A 20,245-nucleotide genomic window follows, 5' to 3' on the forward strand; every position below is an offset into this window, starting at 1 on the left:
GAAAAATATGAAACCTAATATTATGATCGTTGATGATTCATTAATAGCAAGAAAAAGTTTCAGTAATATTTTTCACGATACTTATAATATAGTAGAAGTTGAATCAGGCTTTTTGGCCCTTAATATACTAGCAGAGGAAAAAGAAAAAATAGATTTAATTCTATTGGACTTAATTATGCCAGAAATAAGTGGAATAGAAGTACTCAGGTATATTAAAATGAATCCTAAATTTGCTAATTTACCAATAGTTGTAATAAGTAATGATGAAAAACAGCAATTGGATGCCCTAAATTCTGGAGCTTGGGATTTTGTTTCAAAATTAGAAAACAAAGAAATAATAAAAGCTAGAATAAAAAATGTTCTAGCTAGAAGAAGAATAGAAGAAGTTGAAAATGAAAATCAAATGATGGATGAAATGTTAAGAAATGTTCTATACTATTCAAAAGATGTGGTATTTCAATTGAATTTAAAAGATAATAATTTAAATTATTACGGAACATTTTCCAATAAAAGTAAAGATAAGATGAGCAATAATATTAAAGATTTTAATCCTGAAAATTTTGTTCATCATGATGATATTAAATTATTAGAGGCCCTTAAAAAAAGAGTAATAGAAGGAAAAACCAATATAAATTCAGAAATAAGAATCAAAATAAAGGATGATATATATGTTTGGTGTCAACTTATTATAACAGGAATAAAAAATATAGAAGGAAAAGTAAATAAAATATTTGGAAAGCTAAGTGATATTCATGAGTATAAAGAAGCAGTAACAGAAGCTATCCATATTTCGAATATTGATCCTCTTACTAAATTATTTAATAGAAGAGCTTTAGATAGTTGTTTAGAAAAACATATTTTAAATAAAAATACTTTAAAAGCTTATATAATTGTTGATGTTGATAATTTTAAAAATGTAAATGACACCTATGGACATGCCAATGGGGATCTTATATTAAAATATATATCTAAAATTTTAAGGGAAACTTTTGACGAAAATTCAGTAATTGCTAGAATAGGTGGAGATGAATTTTCAATATTCTTAAAAAATGCAAAAGATATTGAATATATAGAAGAAAAATTAATGAAGTTAATAGAGTTAACAAAAAAACCTATAAAAATATCAACAGGGGAAGAATATACTCAAAGTTTAAGTGTAGGATGTTGTATAATTCCTAAAAATTCTAATTTATCTTTAGAATATATATTTAATATGGCAGATAAAGCCCTTTATAAAAGCAAAGAAAATGGTAAAAATAGATATACTATTTCAAATTATTAGTTAAAAAAAAGGAAAAAACATGAAAATGTAGAATAATATAATAGGAGAACTAAATTATAAAGAGGTGATAAATATGAGAAAAATATTCATATTAGATACTAATGTTTTGATTCATGATCCAAATGCAATTTATAATTTTAGGGGTAACGATGTTATTTTACCTATTGAAGTGTTAGAAGAAATAGACATATTGAAGCAGAAACAAACCACAGCAGCTCATGCAAGAATGGTCTCTAGAGTCATAGAAGAAATTCGAAGTAAAGGGGATATTTCAAAGGGAGTAGAACTTCCAAACGATATCTTATTTAGAGTTGAAATAAATAGAAATTTAGATTTAATACCTGATGGTTTGAGAAAAGATGTTGTGGATAATCATATTTTAGCAGTTGTCATTGAAACTATGAAAAATAATCCAGGTGAAAATGTTATTTTTGTAACAAAGGATATTAATTTAAGAATAAAAGCTGATGCAGTTGGAATAGTAGTTGAAGATTATTCAACTGATAAGGTTGAATATGAAGAATTAGATAGAGGTTATAAAGAAATCCAAGTTAGTAAGGAAATATTTAACAAATATGATAAATCTGGAAAAATTAATGTTGAAGAACTAGATTTGGGATTTGAACCTACACCTAATTTTTATTTTGTTATAAAATCTGGTCAAGAGGAAACTTTTGGAAAATACAATGATGGAAAGGTTAAAAAATTCTTAAATGGAGATATTAATGCTTGGGGAGCTAGAGCTAGAAATCAAGAACAAAGATTTGCAATGGATTTATTAATGGATGAAGATGTGAAAGCTGTAACCTTAGTTGGAAAAGCAGGAACAGGAAAAACTTTATTATCCATAGCAGCAGGCTTAGAACAAGTTGTGGAAAGAAAAAAATATTCTAAACTTTATATAGCAAGACCTATAATTCCAATGGGTAAAGATTTAGGATATTTACCAGGAAGTGAAAAGGAGAAACTAAGACCTTGGATGCAACCAATATTTGACAATATAGAGCTTCTAAGTGATATAAAAGGGGAAAAAGCAGGAGAAAAAGTTATAGCAGGTTTGGAATCTATGGGTCTTTTAAAGGTTGAAGCTTTAACTTATATTAGAGGTAGAAGTATTCCAAATGGTTTTATAATAATTGACGAAGCTCAAAATTTAACTCCTCTTGAAATAAAAACAATAATTACAAGGGTTGGAGAAAATACAAAAATTGTATTTACTGGAGATCCAGAACAAATAGATAGTCCTTATTTAGACAGCAATTCCAATGGACTAACATATACTGCTGAAAAATTAAAAAATGAAAAAATAGTAGGACATATAACTTTAGTAAAGGGTGAAAGATCTACTTTAGCAGAAATTTCATCAAAATTATTATAAATTATAAAACTGGAACTATAAATTAGTTCCGGTTTTTATTTTTAAAGTTTAATAAAAATATTAGAATTGAAAGTTATAGAAAGATTTAAATCAAGAATAAAGTAATTGAAAAATATGGAAATTATATATGAATAATTTATTTTTCAATGAAGTTTATAATTAGAACATGTTGCATTAAAAACATTCGCTTGATAATTTTTTTTTTAAGTGGTATACTTGTTGTAGTAAAAATAAGACATATTTAAATAGAAAAAATATTTTTTATTTTTTAGTATCTTTATTTTAATAGATATTTCAGAAAGTTTGAAATACGAATATAGATTTAAGAGTAAAGAGTTATTAATTAAATTAGAAGTTGAAATATTGAAATAAATGACTATAGTAGTAAAAATAAGTTTAAATATTCCAAGTTAGAAAGGAGAAAGTAATAAAATTATTTGTTACTTAAATTATTTATGATTAAAAGCCTAAGTAAAGCTATTGAAATTTTAGAAGTTTTAAAAAAATCACCAAAAGGATGTAGTCTTTTTCAAATATATACAACACTAGGTATTCCTAAGAGTACGGCGCATGGAATTTTAAAAACTTTAATGGAAAAAGTGTATGTTTTAAAAGATGAAAATACTCATTTTTATAGATTAGGTCCAGCACTAATTTCTTTAGGTAAGGTAGCCTCTTTAGAGTTGAATATTCAAAATATAGCTTATTTAGCTTTAGAAAAATTATCTCTAGAACTAGGGGTAGATTCATTTTTAATGATTCCCATTGGTTATAAAGGAACTATAATAGAGAGAGTAGATGGGTTGCAGAGCGTTAAAATAATTGAAAATTATGGGAATGAATTTTATCTTCATTGTGGGGCTATGAGAAAAGCTATTTTGGCTTATAAAGAAGCATCTTTCATAGAGGATTATATGAAAGATATTATTGAAAAAAATGAGAATACACAAATTTCACAATCAAAATTGAAACAAGATTTAAATAAAATTAAAGATGAAGGAGTGGCAGTATCTTATGGTGAGTATGCAAAAGGTACAATAGGAATAGGAGCTCCAATTTATAATAGCAGCGGAAAAGTTATAGCGTCTTTAGGAATTAATTTATTAGAAACTAAAGACTTAACAGACGAAAGAGTAAAAGAATTAAAAAAAATAGTTAGAGAGAAATCTGCAGAAGTGTCAAAGGGTATGGGTTATCTATAATTTTTAGAGAAAGAATATTAATAACAAAAAAGGTTCTTTGTCAACTGGTATTAGTGGAGAAAAAAAATAAATAATGTTTTTGTTCCTTCAACTTTACGCTGAAGGAATTTTTATTTTTGCTAAATTACTATAAATTAAAATTCTATTTTTTAAATAGTAAAAACTTTTGTATCCAAATGCGATCCGCGCATAACTTTTATTTTATTATTAATACCTTCAATAGGACCATTGGAAAATGGATAATTTAAACTATTTTTAATATAAGCCAAATATTTAATATATGTCTTTATTGAAGTAAGCATATAGTGACTTGAAATCTTAGCTTTTTGAGAATATTTTGAAAAGTAATTTCTTAATTGATTTAAGCGCCTATCTTCAAGTATATCAATAATTTTATGAGATTCTGCATCACAAAAAACAAAGGATATTGCTCCAGAGCATTCTTTAACTGATCTAAATTCATCAAAACATAATTTTTTAGGTAAATAATTAAAATTAGGCAAATGATATTTATAAAAAGAATTAACTATTCTATTTACAGTATTATAATTAGAAATCATAGGTATTTTAATTAGAGTATTTTTAAATCCATATTTAATGATAGAATCATGATTAACAGAACCGCAACATTCACAATGCGCAGGAGAATATGTAAGTTTAGCAAAAAATACTTTGCAGATAATTCCTTTAATATTAAGATCTTTAACGAAATTACTGTCAAAAAAAATATTATTATCTTTTAAATTTAGTAAAGATTTGATAGAATAATTATGAGACAAATAAATCACATCCTTTCTTTTGGTGTCGCAACTTAATTGTAACGGATTTTTTTATTTGTCTCAATTTTTTTTTGCAAAAAATAAAGGCATTAGTATTTTTACAAATACCAACACCAAATATTATAGACCCACAAAAAAAGGTTCTTCAATATTTAAATATTGAAGAACCTTTTTTTTGTTGAAAATGATATCAAAAAATAAATATTTTTTTTATGTTCTAAAACAGAAAGAAGAACTGATATATAAGGATAATGATTTCTAATAGTTCAATATATTTTTAAAACTAATAAAAAAAATTGACAAAACAGAAAAAAAAAGGTATATATATATATATTACAGATATTTTAAAAACGCGTTCTATAATGTAGAACGAACGAAAAAATATTTTTTTATTTGAAAAAAGGAGGTCTAAAATGAGAAATAAATTTATTGATTTATTAAGAATTGATAGAATGTTTGACGGTTAAATTTAGAAATAAAAAAAATAAGAGGAAACTTAAAAGAATTAAATAACAAAAAAAAATCCCAAATCGCAAGAATGCAAAATGGGATAAGCATGATATAAATCATACCCTAGACAAGTATATTATATCATATCTTATCCTGAAAACAAATAAAATTTAGGAGGACAAATGAGAGAAGATGTAATACATTTTGAAGCATTAGGAGAAGAGGCTATACATATAAAAGAAGAAACAGAAGCAAAACAAAAATTAGGTTTATTACCACAAGATTTTAGATATATAGTAACTCCAGAAAATTTACAAACTTATATAAAAAAACATAAAGATATTAAATTACCGAATATTATTACAACAAAAACACATTCAAAGTTACCGCAAGAATATTTAGAGGGAGCTAAAAAAAGCATTATAACAAGAAGCGCGGGATATGATCATTTTGAAAATTTACAAGAAGTTATTAATTTAACTTCATTAAGAGAATATTGTGTTAATGCAGTGGCTCAAACAGCTATAAAATTTGTATATGCTATGGCGGGGAGATTAAATGAATATACTAAAAATACAGAAACGTTTGAAAGAAATCAAACTAATTCTTTTATGGAACTGGGACCAAATAGGACAGCAACAGTATTTGGAGTTGGAAAAATAGGGAAAAGAGTGTATGAGTTATTAGAAGGAAATGGATTAAATGTTCAAGCTGTTGATATAAGAGAAGAAGAATTAAAAAAATTATATAAAGGAACAGTAAAATTTGTAAATAAAGAAGAAGCAATTCAAACAAGCGATATTATTGTTAATGTTATGAATTTAACTAAAGATCCTCAAAGTAAATTTTATAATGTTAACTATTTTTCTGAAAAATATTTATGCCGAGCTAAAAAAGGAGTTATGTTTGCTAACGTAACTAGAGGAGATATAGCTCCAGAATCAGTTTTACTTAAATTATATAATAAAAAAATTATAGGAGGAATAGGTTTAGATGTATTTACAGATGAAGCAAAATTTTCGAAATTAATTAAAGATGGTTTATTATCAGAAAATGGAAATCATAAAGCTAGCAAAGAAATAGTTGAAAAAGCTTTAGACCATACAGAAAATTTTTATGTGCAACCTCATCAAGGATTTAATTCAGATTTAGCGGCAATAGCTAAAGCAAGAGAGGCTGTAAATCATATATGTGAATGGTATAAAAATGATAAAGAAAATTTTAATGAGCAATTGCCTTACTACGAAGGATAAATTTTAATTTTATTAAGTGAAAATTATAAGGAGGAAACATGGAAGTGTTAACAAGTAAGGCAATATGGATGGTATTACAAGATGCAGCTTGGATGGGTATACTTTTACTAGTGGGGCAGATGCTTCGGGCTAAGGTGAAAATTTTTCAAAAATTATTAATACCTTCGGCATTAATAGGTGGATTTATAGCACTTGCTTTAGGACCGAGAGGTTATGGATTGATTCCATTGTCTAATTCTTTTGGAACTTATGCTAGTATTTTAATAGTTATTATTTTTGCAGCAACGCCAATAGGTGATAAACCAACTAAAGAGGAGACTTCGGGTCCTGTAATAGGTGGGATGTTCTTCAATGTAACGGGAATAGCTGTATTACAATATGCTGCTGGGATGTTTTTAACAGTATATTTATTAAAACATATTTATCCAAATTTACCAGAACAATTTGGTTTAACTATGGCTACAGGATTTTACGGAGGACATGGGACAGCAGTTGCAGTAGGAAATGCATTAGAAGAAATGGGAATAGCTAACATGACTGATCTATCTTTAACATGTGCTACTTTAGGTATTGTTGGAGGTATTATTATGGGGATTTGTTTAATTAATTGGGGAACAAGAAAAGGTTATACTCATTATGTTAAAAATCCTCAAGATTTACCAATAGAATTAAGAACAGGATTAATTCCACCAGAAAAACAAAAACCAGCAGGGAAAATAACAATTTCTTCTATATGTGTCGATCCTTTGACTTTTCATTTGGGGCTTGTTTTACTAGCATCTATAACAGGAAAATATTTTAGTGGCTGGTTTAAAAGTTTTAGTGGAAGTCATTTAGGATTTGCAATATCAATACCAGCATTTTGTACGTCTTTATTAGCTGCATTCGTATTAAATAAAATATTAAATAAAACTAATGGGCATAAATATGTGGATAGACATACAATTAGCAGAATTCAAGGAACAGCTACAGATTTCTTAATGGTTTCAGGAATAGGATCATTAAATTTAGGAGTAGCAATGCAATATGCAGGTCCTCTATTAATAATATGTGGTGTTGGGTTCTTAGTTACATTATTGTGGTTTGTAATAATAGGTGGAAAAACTTCAAGAAAGGATTGGTTTGAAAGAAATATGATGTCTTGGGGACATGCCACAGGAGTTACAGCTACAGGGATACTATTATTGCGTGTAGTTGATCCAGAATTAAAGTCTAGGGGAATAGAGGATGCTGGAATAGCTGATATTTTTAATCGTCCCATTATAATAGCTTTACAAGTTATTCCACCAATAATAATGAATTTAATGCCAAAAATTGGAGGACATATAGTGACCTGGTCTATTTTTGGAATTGTAGGAATTATGTGGTTATTAGCTTGGAAGTTAAAATGGTGGATTCCAAATCAACAATTAGTTAAATATGGAGATAATTCAAAATCTAAAAACCAGTATGGAAATAGTTTCACAAATCAAGAAGCAATTTAGAAATATTAAATAAAAGTTGAGATTATCTATCTTTTACCGTTTCATGTAATAGTAAAAGATAGATAAAAAATGAATAAAGCAGTAAAAAGGAGGAAATAACAAATTTATTTTGTTATTTAACTAATTATGATTAAAAGTTTAAGCAAAGCTATTGAAATTTTAGAAGTTTTAAAAAAATCACCAAAAGGATGTAGTCTTTCTCAAATATATACAACATTGGATATTCCTAAGAGTACGGCACATGGAATTTTAAAAACATTAACTATGAAAATGTATGTTTTAAAAGATGAAAGGACTCATTTTTATAAATTAGGGCCAGCGTTAGTTTCATTAGGCAAGGGAGCTCTATCAGTGATAAATATTAAAAATATTGCTTATTTAGCGTTGAAAAATTTATCTTTGGAATCAGGAGTAGATTCATTTTTAATGATTCCAGTTGGTTATAAAGGAACGATAATAGAGAGAGTAGATGGATTACAAAGTATTAAAATAATTGAAAACTATGGAAATGAATTTTATCTTCATTGTGGGGCTATGAGAAAGGCTATTTTAGCTCATAAAGAAATATCTTTTATAGATGATTATATAGAAAATGTAATAAAAAAGAATAAAAATTTGAAAATATCATCTGTAAAACTAAAAGAAGATTTAAATAAAATTAGAAATGAAGGAGCAGCAGTTTCCTATGGTGAGTATATAAAAGGAACAATAGGAATAGGTGCTCCAATATATAATAATAAAAGAGAAGTAATTGCTTCTTTAGGAATTAACTTTTTAAAAAATAAAGAATTGAATGATGAAAAAGTAAAAGTATTAAAAGAAATAGTGAAAAAGAAAGCTGAAGAAGTATCAGGGAAAATGGCAAACATATAAATAAAAATAGGAGTATAATTTTATTAGAAATAAAAAAATAGAAAGAATATATGAAGTTAACAAGAATAAAGTATAAATAATGTTAGAATTTTTCCATAGGAAAGTAGTTTGGAGTTATTGGAAAAGTTAAAAATTTAATTAAATTTGAAGGAAGTGATTAATTTGAATAAAAAGACTAGAGCAAAGGTATCAATAGGAATTATAATATCAGCTTTATTTTTAACAATAATATTTTTAAAAGTTACAGATAGAAATAGTACTATTAAATTAAAAGATTATAACGTAGCTTCAGAATATATTCAAAAGGGATGGGTCCCAAAAAACATTTCAAAAAATGCAAAGGATATACTTTTAGTCTATAATAAAGATGAAAATGCAGTTAATATTAAATTTACTATTCCTGAAAAAGAAATAAAAAATATTTTAGACAGAACTGAAAAAATTAGTTTAGAAAAATTAAAAGAAGAAGTAGAGCCTTTAAATATAAAATTTATTTCAGCAGAAACAAAGTTAACAAAAAACAAAGATAATGCTGTAATAAGAAAGGATAATAACTATATTTATATAATTTATCCAATTGGAGAAATATATCTGTTTACTAAAAAGAAATAAAAAAGCTTGCAAAAAAATAAAAATTGTTGTACTATATTGAAAATTAAAAGAAAAGGAGGAATTATTTATATGTTAAGAACATATCTGCTAAACCTAATAGATCTCTTACTGCTTATATCAATAATAATGATAATAAGTAGAGACTTTTTGTGTGGCAATAATATGTTAGAAAAGCTTATAAATAATTTCAATTACAGTTACTATAATAAAACTTCATCTAAAAATATTTCTCTCTAGTAGAAATTTAGATTTTGATTAAATTAAGTAATATAAATAAATTGAGATAAGCCAGTCTAACATATAGACTGGCTTTTTTATATAAAAATTTAAATTTTATTAGGGGGATTTATTATGGAAATCAAAAATTCAGGAAATTCAAAAATAGGAATGATAACTATATTTTCTGTAGCAGCAGTTTTATTTAGTACTCATGCAGGAGGTGGTTTTGCCACTGGAAATCAAGAAACACAATATTTTGTTACAAGTGGTTTTTCAGGAATAATTTCAGCTGTTTTAGCAATGATTTTATATACAATGACAATAAGAGAAGCAATAGTTATGAAAAATTCAAGAAAATTAAAAAATTATAAAGAATTATTTGAAAATTTATATCATCCCTTTGATAAAGTGGAATGGATATTTGAAATATATTTTCATACAATGGTTATCTGTGCTGTGGGAGCAGTAATAGCAGGTGCAGCTTCTTTAATTGCAGCTACAAATTTAATAAATTATATTCCTGCAGTTTTCTTAATAAGTTCAATATTTTTAATTTTAACTATATTTGGAGCTAAATTAATTATAAAGGTATCAGGTGTTATGTCTATAGTTATATTAGTTTCAATGTTTATAATCTTCTTTATAGGGATAAAAGCTAGAACACCAGTATTAATGGAAACTATAAGCAATTTTTCTTTAACAGGCAATTCTAATATGGGAAAATTAATTTTAAAAGCTTTTGTTTATGCAGGGTTTCAAGCAGTTGCAATACCAACAATGATTTCTTGTGGATCAGTATTAAAAACTGAAGAACAAGCAACAAAGGCTATGACAATTGCCTTTGTAATGAATTGTATAGCTTTGGTTATGGCAGTGTTAATGTTACTTGCTTGGGCGCCAGAATTTATAGCTGCTGGAGCAACAACATTACCAGTATTATATGTGTGTAAAAATTTAAATATGACTTTCTTATACTGGTTCTATAATGCAGCATTATTCTTATGTTTAATTTCAACAGGTGTATCTATTTTATATGGTTTTGTGGCCAAATTTTCAACTATTAAAGTTATGGAAAAAATAGAAAAACCTATAGTTCGTAGAATAGTTTCATCATGTTTATGCATGGTAGTTTCAATAAGTATTTCAATGTTAGGATTGAGTAAAATTGTAAAATACGGTTATGGTTATTGTGGATATTTAGGAATAGCAATTATAATTATTCCATTTTTAACTGTTGGAGTATATAAAAATAGAAAATTCACTCAAGAAAAAAGCGTTGAAAATAAAAAAAGTTCAGTAATTTTTGTTAAATAATAATTATTAGGTAGTGATAGGAGGAAATTATGAGAAAGAATACATTTACATCAAATTATACCATAGGAGATTCAGCTTATGATGAAATAGGAAATATCTGTAATATTTACGGGAAAAAAGCAGTAATGATTGGTGGTAAAACAGCTTTATCAAAGGCAAGTGAAGAAATAAAAGCAGCAGCAAAAGAAAGTGGAATAAGTATTATAGATACTTTATGGTACGGTGGGCAAGCTTCCTTTGAAAATGCAGAAATGTTAGCAGCTAATGAAGCAGTACAAGGGGCAGATATGATATTTTCAGTTGGAGGCGGGAAAGCTTTAGATACTTGTAAAATCTTAACAGGGAAAATAGAGAAACCTATTTTTACATTTCCAACTATTGCAGGAACATGTGCAGCAATGACATCTGTTTGTGCAGTATACTATCCAGATGGTGTATTTAGAGATGTTTATTTTAGACATGCACCTGCAGAACATTCATTTATAAATACAAAAATTATAGCAGAGGCTCCAACTAAATATATTTGGGCTGGAATAGGTGATACTGTAGCAAAGGCTTATGAACCTGAATTTTCTTCTAGAGGGGAAAAATTAGATTTTTCAAATACTATGGGAGTAACTTTATCTAGTTTATGTAAAGAACCAATATTTAATAATGGGACAAAGGCTATTGAAGATTGTAAAGAAAAAAAATCATCTGAGGAAGTGAAGGAAGTTGTTTTATCAATAATAGCAGCTACAGGAACAGTTTCCAATGCTTTGGAAATGAAATATAACAGTGGTGCAGCTCACGCTATATGTTATGGATTTACAATTTTTCCAGAAGTTGAAGAAAATCATTTGCATGGAGAATTAGTTTCATACGGTGTACTTGTTCAAACTATGATGGACAACAATATTGAAGAATTAGAAAAATTAATAAAATTTTATAAAAGTGTAAATCTACCAATTTCTTATAAGGAGTTTGGAGTAAAAGAAGAGGAACTTGAAAAAGTTATAGAAAAAGCTTGTTCCACTGCAGATATAGAACAAGCATGTATGAAGATAGACAAGGAAACTTTTAGAAATGCAATTAATAAATTAGAAGATTTTATTAACAAAAAATTAGTCTAAAATTATTTATAATTTTCAATTAGAGAAGTTAAAGATGTTTTGTAACTTAAATCATTTTTAGCTTCTCTTTTTTTAGGACCTTTAGTACGTTTTCCCTTGTCTCTCATTTTTTTTGACATCTGTCTTGAAAAAAGTAGGGAATCAATATTAAATTTATTGTAAATAAGTCCATTTTGATTTATACAGTGAGCTTTTTTACCTAATATCATAGAAGCTAATCCAAAATCTTGGGTAACAACAATATCATTTTCTTCAGTATCTCTAAGAAGCACAAAATCAACAGCATCATTTCCAGGGTTAACATAAATAGTTTTAGCATTTTTCTTTTCTAAAATATGGTTTTTGTCACAGTATAAAATTATTTCTATTTTGTATTGTAAAGCTATCTTTATTGTTAGATCAACAACAGGACAAGCATCAGCGTCTATTAAAATTCTCATTATTATCTTCCTTTATATAGTATTTGTGAATAATATTATAACATTTTTAGAAGAATAAAAAATATTATTTTTCATATATAAATGCTATAATTAATTTAATAATTTTGAAAGAGGTATGTAAATGAGAAAAGGAACATGTATAAATACTTATAGTGGAGTAGAATTTTATCCACTTAATCCAAGGGAAGATGAAATAAAAATAGAAGATATAGCCCATGCCCTATCTTTAGTTTGTAGAGGTAATGGTCATGTTAAATATTTTTTTAGTGTTGCTCAACATTCTATAAATTGTTATTTAGAAGCAAAATCTAGAAGTTATTCTAGAGAAATTCAACTAGGGTGTTTACTTCATGATGCTTCAGAAGCTTATTTATCAGATATAACAAGACCTGTAAAAAAAGAGTTATCAGAATATCTAGCCATTGAAAAAAAACTTCAAGGGGAAATTTATAAAAAATATAATATTAATATAGAAAAAAAGAAGTTTTTAGTAAAATAAAACTAATAGATGACGAAATTTTAAAATTTGAAATGTTAAATTTATTAAATATAGATTTAGGGCAAGCTGATCTAAAGGGAAATATAAGCTTAGAATATAAAGATATTTTTAAAGTAAAAGAAGAATTTTTATATTATTTTAATCTTTTCAATGATTTAAGTAAAAATGGAAAAAATGACTAAAATATGGTAAAATAGTAGTATAAATATTTGAAAATAAAGATACTTCTAAGGAGAGTTTATGAAAAATGATGTCCTAGAAAAGAGATTACAAAATATTATAAAAAGTTTTGAAATTGAAGATTTTAAAATGTCACAGGAGCATATATCTCTTTTAAAAAATGTAGCTTCTGGTAAGCTTAACTCAAGTTTATTAATAATTCAAAGGAAGAAAAGACTTTTGAAAGGATAGGGTAATATGGATATTAGTGATGTAAAGGATTATACAATAGCTGATGATAAATACACATATCCTAAGTCAACTGTACTTAGAAATAAATTTAATATTAGAAATCATGAACTTCTTGCAGAACAGGAAGTTTTTTTCACATCCTTAAGGCTAATAGAATTAACTTTAAAACCTCTAAAGGGAAAGTTAGATTTCAACTACTTAAAAAAAATTCACAAATATATATTTCAAGATTGTTATGATTTTGCTGGAGAAATAAGAAAGGTAGATATTCAAAAGGGATCTAGTAAATTTTGTATAACAAGATATATTCAAATTCAAGGGGAAGAAATATTTGAAAGGTTAAAAAAAGAAAATTATTTAAAAGGCTATAAATATGATGAATTTTGTGAAAAATTAGCATATTTCATGGGGGATTTAATATCTTTACATCCATTTAGAGAAGGGAATGGAAGAGCAAATAGAGAATTTTTTAGAATTTTATGTACAAGGGCAGGCTATGATTTAGATTATTCTGATTTTGAAAAGAAAGAGATATTAAAAGCAGATATAGGATGTTTTAATCTAGACATTGAACCAATGTTAAAATTAATGAAAAGTGGATTAGTAAAACAAATAAAATAGTATAAAGGAGAGATTATTATGGATGGAATGTCATATTTTGTGTTGGGAATTACAATTGCAATTATATTTTTTATCATTAATATGTTGTTCACAAGATGGTTTTTAGGAATAAGTAAAATTATTAATAAACTTGAAAAATCATTGGATGAGGAAAAAGAAATAAATAGAAATTTGAAGAAAATTATAGAAAAAATGGAAGAAAACAAATAATATCTAGAAAGTAGGTGTTGATGTAAAATATCAGCACCTTAATTTATTTTATCAAAGAATGAAAGGAACAAATATGAGAAAACTTTTAATTTTTTTCTATATGCTTATAAATATTATGAATATTTATGGGAAAGATACTTATATAGTTGGATTTGATCCCTATGCTCCCCCATTTCAGTATGTTGAAAATGGTGTAGTAAAAGGGTTTAATGTGGAACTTTTAAATAAAATTGGGAAATCTAATAATTTAAAATTTAAGTATGTACCTATAAATAATGGAGAAGGTATAGAAAAATTAAAGAATAAAGAAGTGGATATTTTAATGGGGATAAGGTTTCATAAGGCAGATGAAAGAATGATAAATTTCTCAGAAAGTTTAATTCAAACAAAGGCCTGTATTGTAGCTCCAAAGAACAAAGTTGAAAGTATAAAAAGAAACTTATCTTACAAGCATTTTTTAGTTGCTGTTGAAAAAGATTCAATTGAATACAACTATTTAAATAGTATTAAAAGAATAAATTTCAATACTTCCTTTGATCAAGAGACAGTTTATGATACTTTAATATCACAAAGAGCAGATTTTTTAGTGGGAATCAAAGAGGTTATGGACTATTTACTATCTGTTGATAAACTGTCAGAAGATTATGTTTTTTTAGATAATTATGAAATTCCAGTTGGTTATTATTTAGGAACTTTATACGGAAATGGAGTTCTTATGGACTCAATAGATAAAGAATTAAAGGAATTAAAATTTAATGGGACTTATAAAAAATTATATGATAAATGGTTTGCTAATACAGATTTAGAAAAGCAGATAAAATTAGCTAGAAATTTTAAAATATTAACTATTGCAGCAGTTGTATTACTTGGAATATTATTGTTATCATTTATCTGGAATTTACAATTAAAGAAAAACGTATCTGTGAAAACTTTGGAACTAAAGGAATCTAATATTAGATTGGAAGATAAAATAGTTGAAATAAAAAATAATAATAAATTAAATTCCCTTATGTGTGAAAGCAGCCCAAGAAGCATTGTAATTTTTAATAGGGAAGGGAAAGTTAAATTTATGAATAAAAATGCAATGTCCCTTGTAAAGATAAAGGATGGTTTTTTAGGGAAGAATGGATTGAGATTACCAATTATTAAAGATATGATAGGAAATGGATTGTTTGAACAAACAATATATGAAAATAAAGCTCATATAACCCATGAAATACAAGTAAATAAGGATGAAAAAATAAAATATTATAGATATACTATGTATCCGTTACTTGATTATTTAAAGAAAAATAGAGGAGCTTTTTTAACAATAGAAGATGTTACAGAGGAAAAATTTTTAAAGGAAAGATCCATTGAAAGGGAGAAAAACGCAGCAATAAGTAATATGATTGCAGGAATAGCTCATGAAATTAGAAATCCATTAACTTCAATAAAAACCTATATAGAATTGTTACCTTTAAAAAAAGATAATGCAAAATTTCAAAATAGGCTAGTAACAATAGTGCCAGCAGAGGTTGAAAGGGTTAGTAAATTAATAGAATCTTTAATAGATTATTCTAAACCAAAGGGAAATCATAAGGCAAAAACAGAAGTGCATATTTTAATAGATTCTTCAATTGGATTGTTAGAACCAATGGTTAAGAAAAAAGGCATTGAATTACTTGAATTTATAGATAAAAGTATAATTTTAAATATTGATTCTTCTCAAATTAGGCAAGTATTAATAAATATATTATTAAATTCAATTCAAGCTATTGAAGAAAAAATGGAAAAATTTAAATTAGATGAAAAATTTTATATTAAAGTAAGTCTTTATAAATCAGATTCCAAGATAACCTTAGAGATTGAAGACAATGGAATAGGAATGACAGAGGAAGAAATTGAAAATATTTTTGAAATTTTCTATACTACTAAAATTAAGGGAACTGGTTTAGGATTACCAACTTCTAGACAACTAGTTGAAGTAAATGGTGGGAAATTATTAGTTGAAAGTAAGAAAAATCAATATACAAAAATAAAAATGATATTTGGTGGTGAGGTTCATGAATAAAAAAGTTATGATTATAGACGATGAAATTTCAATTTGTGATTCATTGGAATTTGCACTAGAGGATAAATATGAAGTTATGTTTACTACAAATCCATATGAGGGATTAGAAAAAATAAAGGAAAATAATATAGATGTTGTGCTGTTAGATTTAAAAATAGGTTCTGTTAATGGAGTTGATATTTTAGAGAAAATAAAAGAATATGATAAAAGTATTTCTGTAATAATGATGACAGCCTATGGATCAATAGTGTCCTCTGTGGATGCAATAAAAAAAGGAGCATTTACATATTTAACAAAACCTTTAAATTTAGAAGAACTATATGTGAGTATTGAGCAAACTTTAGAAATAAGAGATTTAAGTAAAAAAGTTGAATATTTAAGTAAGGAACTTGAAAATAAAAATAATTATCAAGGGATTATAGGAAAAAGTGAAAGCATGAAGAATGTTTTTTCTCTAGTTGAAAAATTAAAGGATGTTGATTTAGGTGTTATGATAACTGGGGAAAGTGGAACAGGGAAGGAATTAATAGCCAAAGCAATACATTATTCAGGAAAAAGAAAAGATAATAATTTTGTGGAAATAAATTGTGCTGCTATTCCTGAAAGCTTGTTAGAAGAGGAATTTTTTGGACATAAAAAAGGGACATTTACAAATGCAATTGCAGATAAAGTAGGGAAATTTGAATTTGCAGATAAGGGAACAATATTTTTAGATGAAATTGGAGATATGACTTTGAAATTACAAGGGAAACTTCTTAGAGTTTTACAGGAAAAAAAGTTTAATCCCATTGGTTCCAATGAAACTATTGAAACAAATGTAAGAGTAATAGCAGCAACAAATAAGAATTTAAAACAATTAATACAAGAGGGAAAGTTTAGAGAGGATTTATATTTTAGATTAAATGTTGTGGAAATTGATCTACCTCCTCTAAGGGAAAAAAGAACAGATCTACCCTTGTTATTTGATTATTTTATAAATAAATGTAATGGAGAAATGAATAGAGAGATAAAGGGAATATCCAAGGAAGCTGAGAAAATTTTATTAAGTTATGATTATCCAGGAAATGTTAGGGAATTATTAAATATAATGGAACACAGCATATTATTTTCTCAAGGAGACATAATAGATGTAGATTCATTACCAAAGAGATTAAAATGTAATGAATTAGTTGAAGATGAATTAAATAAAGAAATTAAAAGTTTATCAAACTTAACTCTAAAGGATATAGAAAAAATTATAATAAAAAAAAGATTAGAGGAAAATAATGGAAAGAAAAAAATAACAGCAGAAAGTTTAGGAATAAGTGATAAAGGTCTTAGAAATAAAATTGCAGAGTATGATTTATAAATATGAAAGAAAATCGGTAATTTTTACAAAAAAATATTTGTAATTTTTACCGTTTTTTATTCCAAGCTTTTATTTTATAATTTGTATGTGAGTGGAAAGTACCATGAGTACAAGAATTAATTTTTTTTTATAATTGGCATGTAAATTGCTAATTAAATATATGGACAACAGGGGGACATAATGAAGGAAAAAAGTTCTATAGGTAGGTTAATCATAGTTACTATTAGTCTTATTTTTATTATAGGTTGTGGAAGAGAAAGTGAAAATTTACAAGGTAAGGATAGGGAAGTGAGTAATTTTCTTACAATTGCAACAGGGCCAACAAGTGGGTTGTATTATCCAATTGGATCATCCTTTGCAAAGGTTTTAAAAAAATTAGGGTACAGAACTTCTGTGCAATCAACAGGTGGTTCAGTTGAAAATATAAACTTAATACTTAATAAATCAGCTGATTTAGCCATAGCCATGTCAGATTCAGTGGATCAGTCTAAAAATTCAAATGAATTAAGAGCTTTAACAGGTCTATACCCAAACTATGTTCAACTAGTTACAATAAAGAAAAACAAAATAAATAAATTTGAAGATTTAAAGGGTAAGAGAGTAGGGATAGGAGCATTTAACTCAGGTGTTGAACTAAATGCTAGAATGATGTATGAAGCTCATGGGATGAGTTATAAAGATAGTGTAGTGCAGTATCTAAATTATGGTGATGCTGTGGAAAAAATGAGAGATGGTTTGGTAGACGCTATATTTGTAACAAGTGGTATCCCAAATGAAACTATAATGGAGTTAAAAAAAGATGCAGATATGGTTTTAGTCCCAATTACAGGAAAAGGGATGAAGAATCTAATGGAAAAATATCCCTTCTTTGTTGAAGATATTATTCCAGCTGAAATTTATGGAACAGATAAAGATATAAAAACAGCATCAGTTAGAAATATTATGTTAGTTAGAAAAGATTTACCAGAGGATGTTGTATATAAAATTACAAAGGGGATATTTGAAAATATTAAAAGTATTAAATCTTCCCACATAGCATCTCAACAAAATATTTCTTTGGAAAATTCACAAAAGGGTGTGAAAATAAAATTTCACCCAGGAGCAATAAAATACTATAAAGAACAAGGACTGATGAAGTAATATAAAAGTCACTCCTTGGATATTAAAGTAAATAATATGTACTTATATAAAGTATTATTTTAAATAAAATTTGAGGAGGCAAATTATGGAATTTAATTTGACGGCGTTTATATTTAATCCATTTGTACTAATATTTTTAGTTATGACACTTGGAAATTTATTTGGGAGAATAAAGTTTGGTAAGTTCAACTTTGGAATTACAGGAACTTTATTTGTGGGACTTTTTGTAGGATATTTATTAACTAAATATGGTGTAACTTTTGCAGAAACAAGTAGCTATTATGCAAGAGCACAAAGTGTAATTAGAGGAAAAGTTATAGGAAGACCTATATTATTCTTCTCATTACTAATATTCATCATAGCAACAGGACTTTTAGCAGCAAAGGACATGAGATATGCTATTAGAAAGTTTGGAAGACAATTTGTTATGTTAGCTATATTAGTACCATTTATAGGAGCAGTTTCATCTTATGGATTATCTAAATTATTTGCAGGAGTTAGTCCATATCAAATTACAGGAACTTATACTGGAGCTCTAACAAGTTCAGCAGGACTTGCAGCAGCAATTGAATCATCAGAATTAGAATCAAAAAGATTAACAGTTGAGTATCCTAATTTAAAAGAAGAGTCAAGAACAAAAATATTAGCAATTATAAATAAAGCTAATATTAGAGATGCTGAACTACAACATAAGGAAATTCCTGAAACTTTAACAATAGATAATACAAAAGCAATAGATCAAAAAGATGCAGAAACATTTATATTAGAAGCAAAAGCAGGAGTAGGAGTAGGACATTCAATAGGATATCCATTTGGAGTATTATTCTTAATCTTAGGTGTTAACTTTATACCAAAACTTTTTGGATTTAGTCCAGAAGAAGAAAAGAAAAAATATTTTGCTCAAAAGAAAAAAGATTTAGAAGAAGCTGGAGTGGAAGAAAATCAAGTGCCAGAGGTTAAAATGGACTTTGTTGCATTCTCACTTGCAGGATTCTTAGGATATTTCTTAGGAAGTATTAAATTCCATATTGGACCTTTAGGAACTTTAGGATTAGGAAGTATTGGTGGATCAATTATAGTTTCTTTAATATTAGGATCTATTGGGAAAATAGGACCAATTAATTTCCGTATGAACTCAGATATTTTAGGAAAAATGAGAACTTATTTCCTAGCAATATTCTTAGCAGGAACTGGAGTTAACTACGGTTATCGTGTTGTTCAAGCAATATCAGGAGATGGAATCTCAATAGTTGTAGTTTCAATATTAGTAGCAATTATTTCAATACTAATAGCTTTCTTAGTAGGACACTATATATTCCATATAAACTGGATGTTATTATCAGGTGCAATCACTGGTGGAATGACATCAGCTCCAGGACTTGGAGCAGCAATAGATGCAGTTGGTTGTGATGAGCCAGCAATAGCTTACGGAGCAACTCAACCTTTAGCAACACTGTTTATGGTAATATTCTCAATTATAATCCATAAACTTCCTATATAAAAATATATATTTAGCTAAAAAAATCTCAGAAAAAAGACAAGAATTAATTCTTGTCTTTTTTTAT

20 protein-coding genes are annotated in these 20,245 nt (G+C 26.8%); 18 read left to right on the plus strand and 2 right to left on the minus strand.

Annotated features, from left to right (window positions below; genetic code table 11):
- Positions 1–7 precede the first annotated feature (7 nt).
- The 3 genes from GIL12_RS03705 to GIL12_RS03715 all read left to right on the plus strand — a co-directional run bounded on the left by GIL12_RS03705 (position 8) and on the right by GIL12_RS03715 (position 3,862).
- Positions 8–1,282: a diguanylate cyclase domain-containing protein gene (locus GIL12_RS03705; RefSeq protein ID WP_163469016.1), complete on the plus strand. Its 1,275-nt coding sequence runs from the start codon at positions 8–10 to the stop codon at positions 1,280–1,282.
- A gap of 73 nt (positions 1,283–1,355) precedes the next feature.
- A complete protein-coding gene (locus GIL12_RS03710) occupies positions 1,356–2,660 on the plus strand; it encodes a PhoH family protein (RefSeq protein ID WP_163469017.1) in 1,305 nt (434 codons plus the stop codon).
- Between the two features lie 437 nt (positions 2,661–3,097).
- Entirely contained in the window at positions 3,098–3,862 is a 765-nt protein-coding gene (locus GIL12_RS03715) for an IclR family transcriptional regulator (protein ID WP_239056050.1), read from the plus strand.
- Positions 3,863–4,011: 149 nt separating this feature from the next.
- On the opposite strand, the gene GIL12_RS03720 is transcribed toward GIL12_RS03715, so the two are convergent.
- Positions 4,012–4,641 carry a transposase gene (locus tag GIL12_RS03720; RefSeq protein WP_203522507.1) on the minus strand — a complete coding sequence of 210 codons (630 nt, stop codon included), beginning with the start codon at positions 4,639–4,641 and terminating at the stop codon, positions 4,012–4,014.
- 632 nt (positions 4,642–5,273) lie between these two features.
- On the opposite strand from GIL12_RS03720, the gene GIL12_RS03725 reads away from it, so the two are divergent.
- From GIL12_RS03725 to GIL12_RS03750, 6 genes are all read left to right on the plus strand, one after another.
- On the plus strand, positions 5,274–6,344 hold the full coding sequence (locus GIL12_RS03725; RefSeq protein ID WP_163469018.1) for an NAD(P)-dependent oxidoreductase: 1,071 nt from the start codon (positions 5,274–5,276) through the stop codon (positions 6,342–6,344).
- Between the two features lie 38 nt (positions 6,345–6,382).
- Positions 6,383–7,828 carry a sodium/glutamate symporter gene (locus GIL12_RS03730; protein ID WP_163469019.1) on the plus strand — a complete coding sequence of 482 codons (1,446 nt, stop codon included), beginning with the start codon at positions 6,383–6,385 and terminating at the stop codon, positions 7,826–7,828.
- A 126-nt stretch (positions 7,829–7,954) separates the two neighbouring features.
- Positions 7,955–8,701, plus strand: a complete 747-nt coding sequence (locus GIL12_RS03735; RefSeq protein ID WP_163469020.1) for an IclR family transcriptional regulator — start codon at positions 7,955–7,957, stop codon at positions 8,699–8,701.
- 162 nt (positions 8,702–8,863) lie between these two features.
- The gene (locus tag GIL12_RS03740; RefSeq protein WP_163469021.1) at positions 8,864–9,313 is read left to right on the plus strand and encodes a hypothetical protein; all 450 of its coding nucleotides are present in this window, start codon (positions 8,864–8,866) and stop codon (positions 9,311–9,313) included.
- 351 nt (positions 9,314–9,664) lie between these two features.
- The gene (locus GIL12_RS03745) at positions 9,665–10,846 is read left to right on the plus strand and encodes a hypothetical protein (protein ID WP_163469022.1); all 1,182 of its coding nucleotides are present in this window, start codon (positions 9,665–9,667) and stop codon (positions 10,844–10,846) included.
- Positions 10,847–10,875: 29 nt separating this feature from the next.
- Positions 10,876–11,958: an iron-containing alcohol dehydrogenase family protein gene (locus tag GIL12_RS03750; protein ID WP_239056051.1), complete on the plus strand. Its 1,083-nt coding sequence runs from the start codon at positions 10,876–10,878 to the stop codon at positions 11,956–11,958.
- A gap of 2 nt (positions 11,959–11,960) precedes the next feature.
- Here the strand turns inward: GIL12_RS03750 and GIL12_RS03755 are convergent, their stop codons facing one another.
- The gene (locus GIL12_RS03755) at positions 11,961–12,398 is read right to left on the minus strand and encodes a YaiI/YqxD family protein (RefSeq protein WP_163469023.1); all 438 of its coding nucleotides are present in this window, start codon (positions 12,396–12,398) and stop codon (positions 11,961–11,963) included.
- Positions 12,399–12,519: 121 nt separating this feature from the next.
- On the opposite strand from GIL12_RS03755, the gene GIL12_RS03760 reads away from it, so the two are divergent.
- The 9 genes from GIL12_RS03760 (at position 12,520) to GIL12_RS03800 (ending at position 20,181) form a co-directional block, all read left to right on the plus strand.
- Positions 12,520–12,897, plus strand: coding sequence for a hypothetical protein (locus GIL12_RS03760; protein WP_163469024.1), 378 nt, complete (start codon positions 12,520–12,522; stop codon positions 12,895–12,897).
- A gap of 32 nt (positions 12,898–12,929) precedes the next feature.
- Positions 12,930–13,079, plus strand: a complete 150-nt coding sequence (locus GIL12_RS03765) for a hypothetical protein (protein ID WP_163469025.1) — start codon at positions 12,930–12,932, stop codon at positions 13,077–13,079.
- Positions 13,080–13,137: 58 nt separating this feature from the next.
- Complete coding sequence (locus GIL12_RS03770) at positions 13,138–13,308, plus strand: hypothetical protein (protein WP_163469026.1); 171 nt, start codon at positions 13,138–13,140, stop codon at positions 13,306–13,308.
- Positions 13,309–13,314: 6 nt separating this feature from the next.
- Positions 13,315–13,929, plus strand: a complete 615-nt coding sequence (locus tag GIL12_RS03775; protein WP_163469027.1) for a Fic family protein — start codon at positions 13,315–13,317, stop codon at positions 13,927–13,929.
- An 18-nt stretch (positions 13,930–13,947) separates the two neighbouring features.
- Positions 13,948–14,139: a hypothetical protein gene (locus GIL12_RS03780; RefSeq protein WP_163469028.1), complete on the plus strand. Its 192-nt coding sequence runs from the start codon at positions 13,948–13,950 to the stop codon at positions 14,137–14,139.
- 73 nt (positions 14,140–14,212) lie between these two features.
- Positions 14,213–16,192 (plus strand): transporter substrate-binding domain-containing protein, encoded by a 1,980-nt coding sequence (locus GIL12_RS03785; protein WP_163469029.1) that lies wholly within the window; start codon positions 14,213–14,215, stop codon positions 16,190–16,192.
- Positions 16,185–17,540, plus strand: coding sequence for a sigma-54 dependent transcriptional regulator (locus GIL12_RS03790; protein ID WP_163469030.1), 1,356 nt, complete (start codon positions 16,185–16,187; stop codon positions 17,538–17,540). Before GIL12_RS03785 ends, GIL12_RS03790 begins: the two co-directional genes overlap by 8 nt.
- Positions 17,541–17,720: 180 nt before the next feature.
- Positions 17,721–18,680 carry a TAXI family TRAP transporter solute-binding subunit gene (locus tag GIL12_RS03795; RefSeq protein WP_163469031.1) on the plus strand — a complete coding sequence of 320 codons (960 nt, stop codon included), beginning with the start codon at positions 17,721–17,723 and terminating at the stop codon, positions 18,678–18,680.
- Between the two features lie 85 nt (positions 18,681–18,765).
- Complete coding sequence (locus GIL12_RS03800) at positions 18,766–20,181, plus strand: hypothetical protein (protein WP_163469032.1); 1,416 nt, start codon at positions 18,766–18,768, stop codon at positions 20,179–20,181.
- Positions 20,182–20,245: the final 64 nt, after the last annotated feature.

Origin of the sequence: Fusobacterium sp. IOR10, from assembly GCF_010367435.1 — a bacterium.
Lineage (GTDB): Bacteria > Fusobacteriota > Fusobacteriia > Fusobacteriales > Fusobacteriaceae > Fusobacterium_B.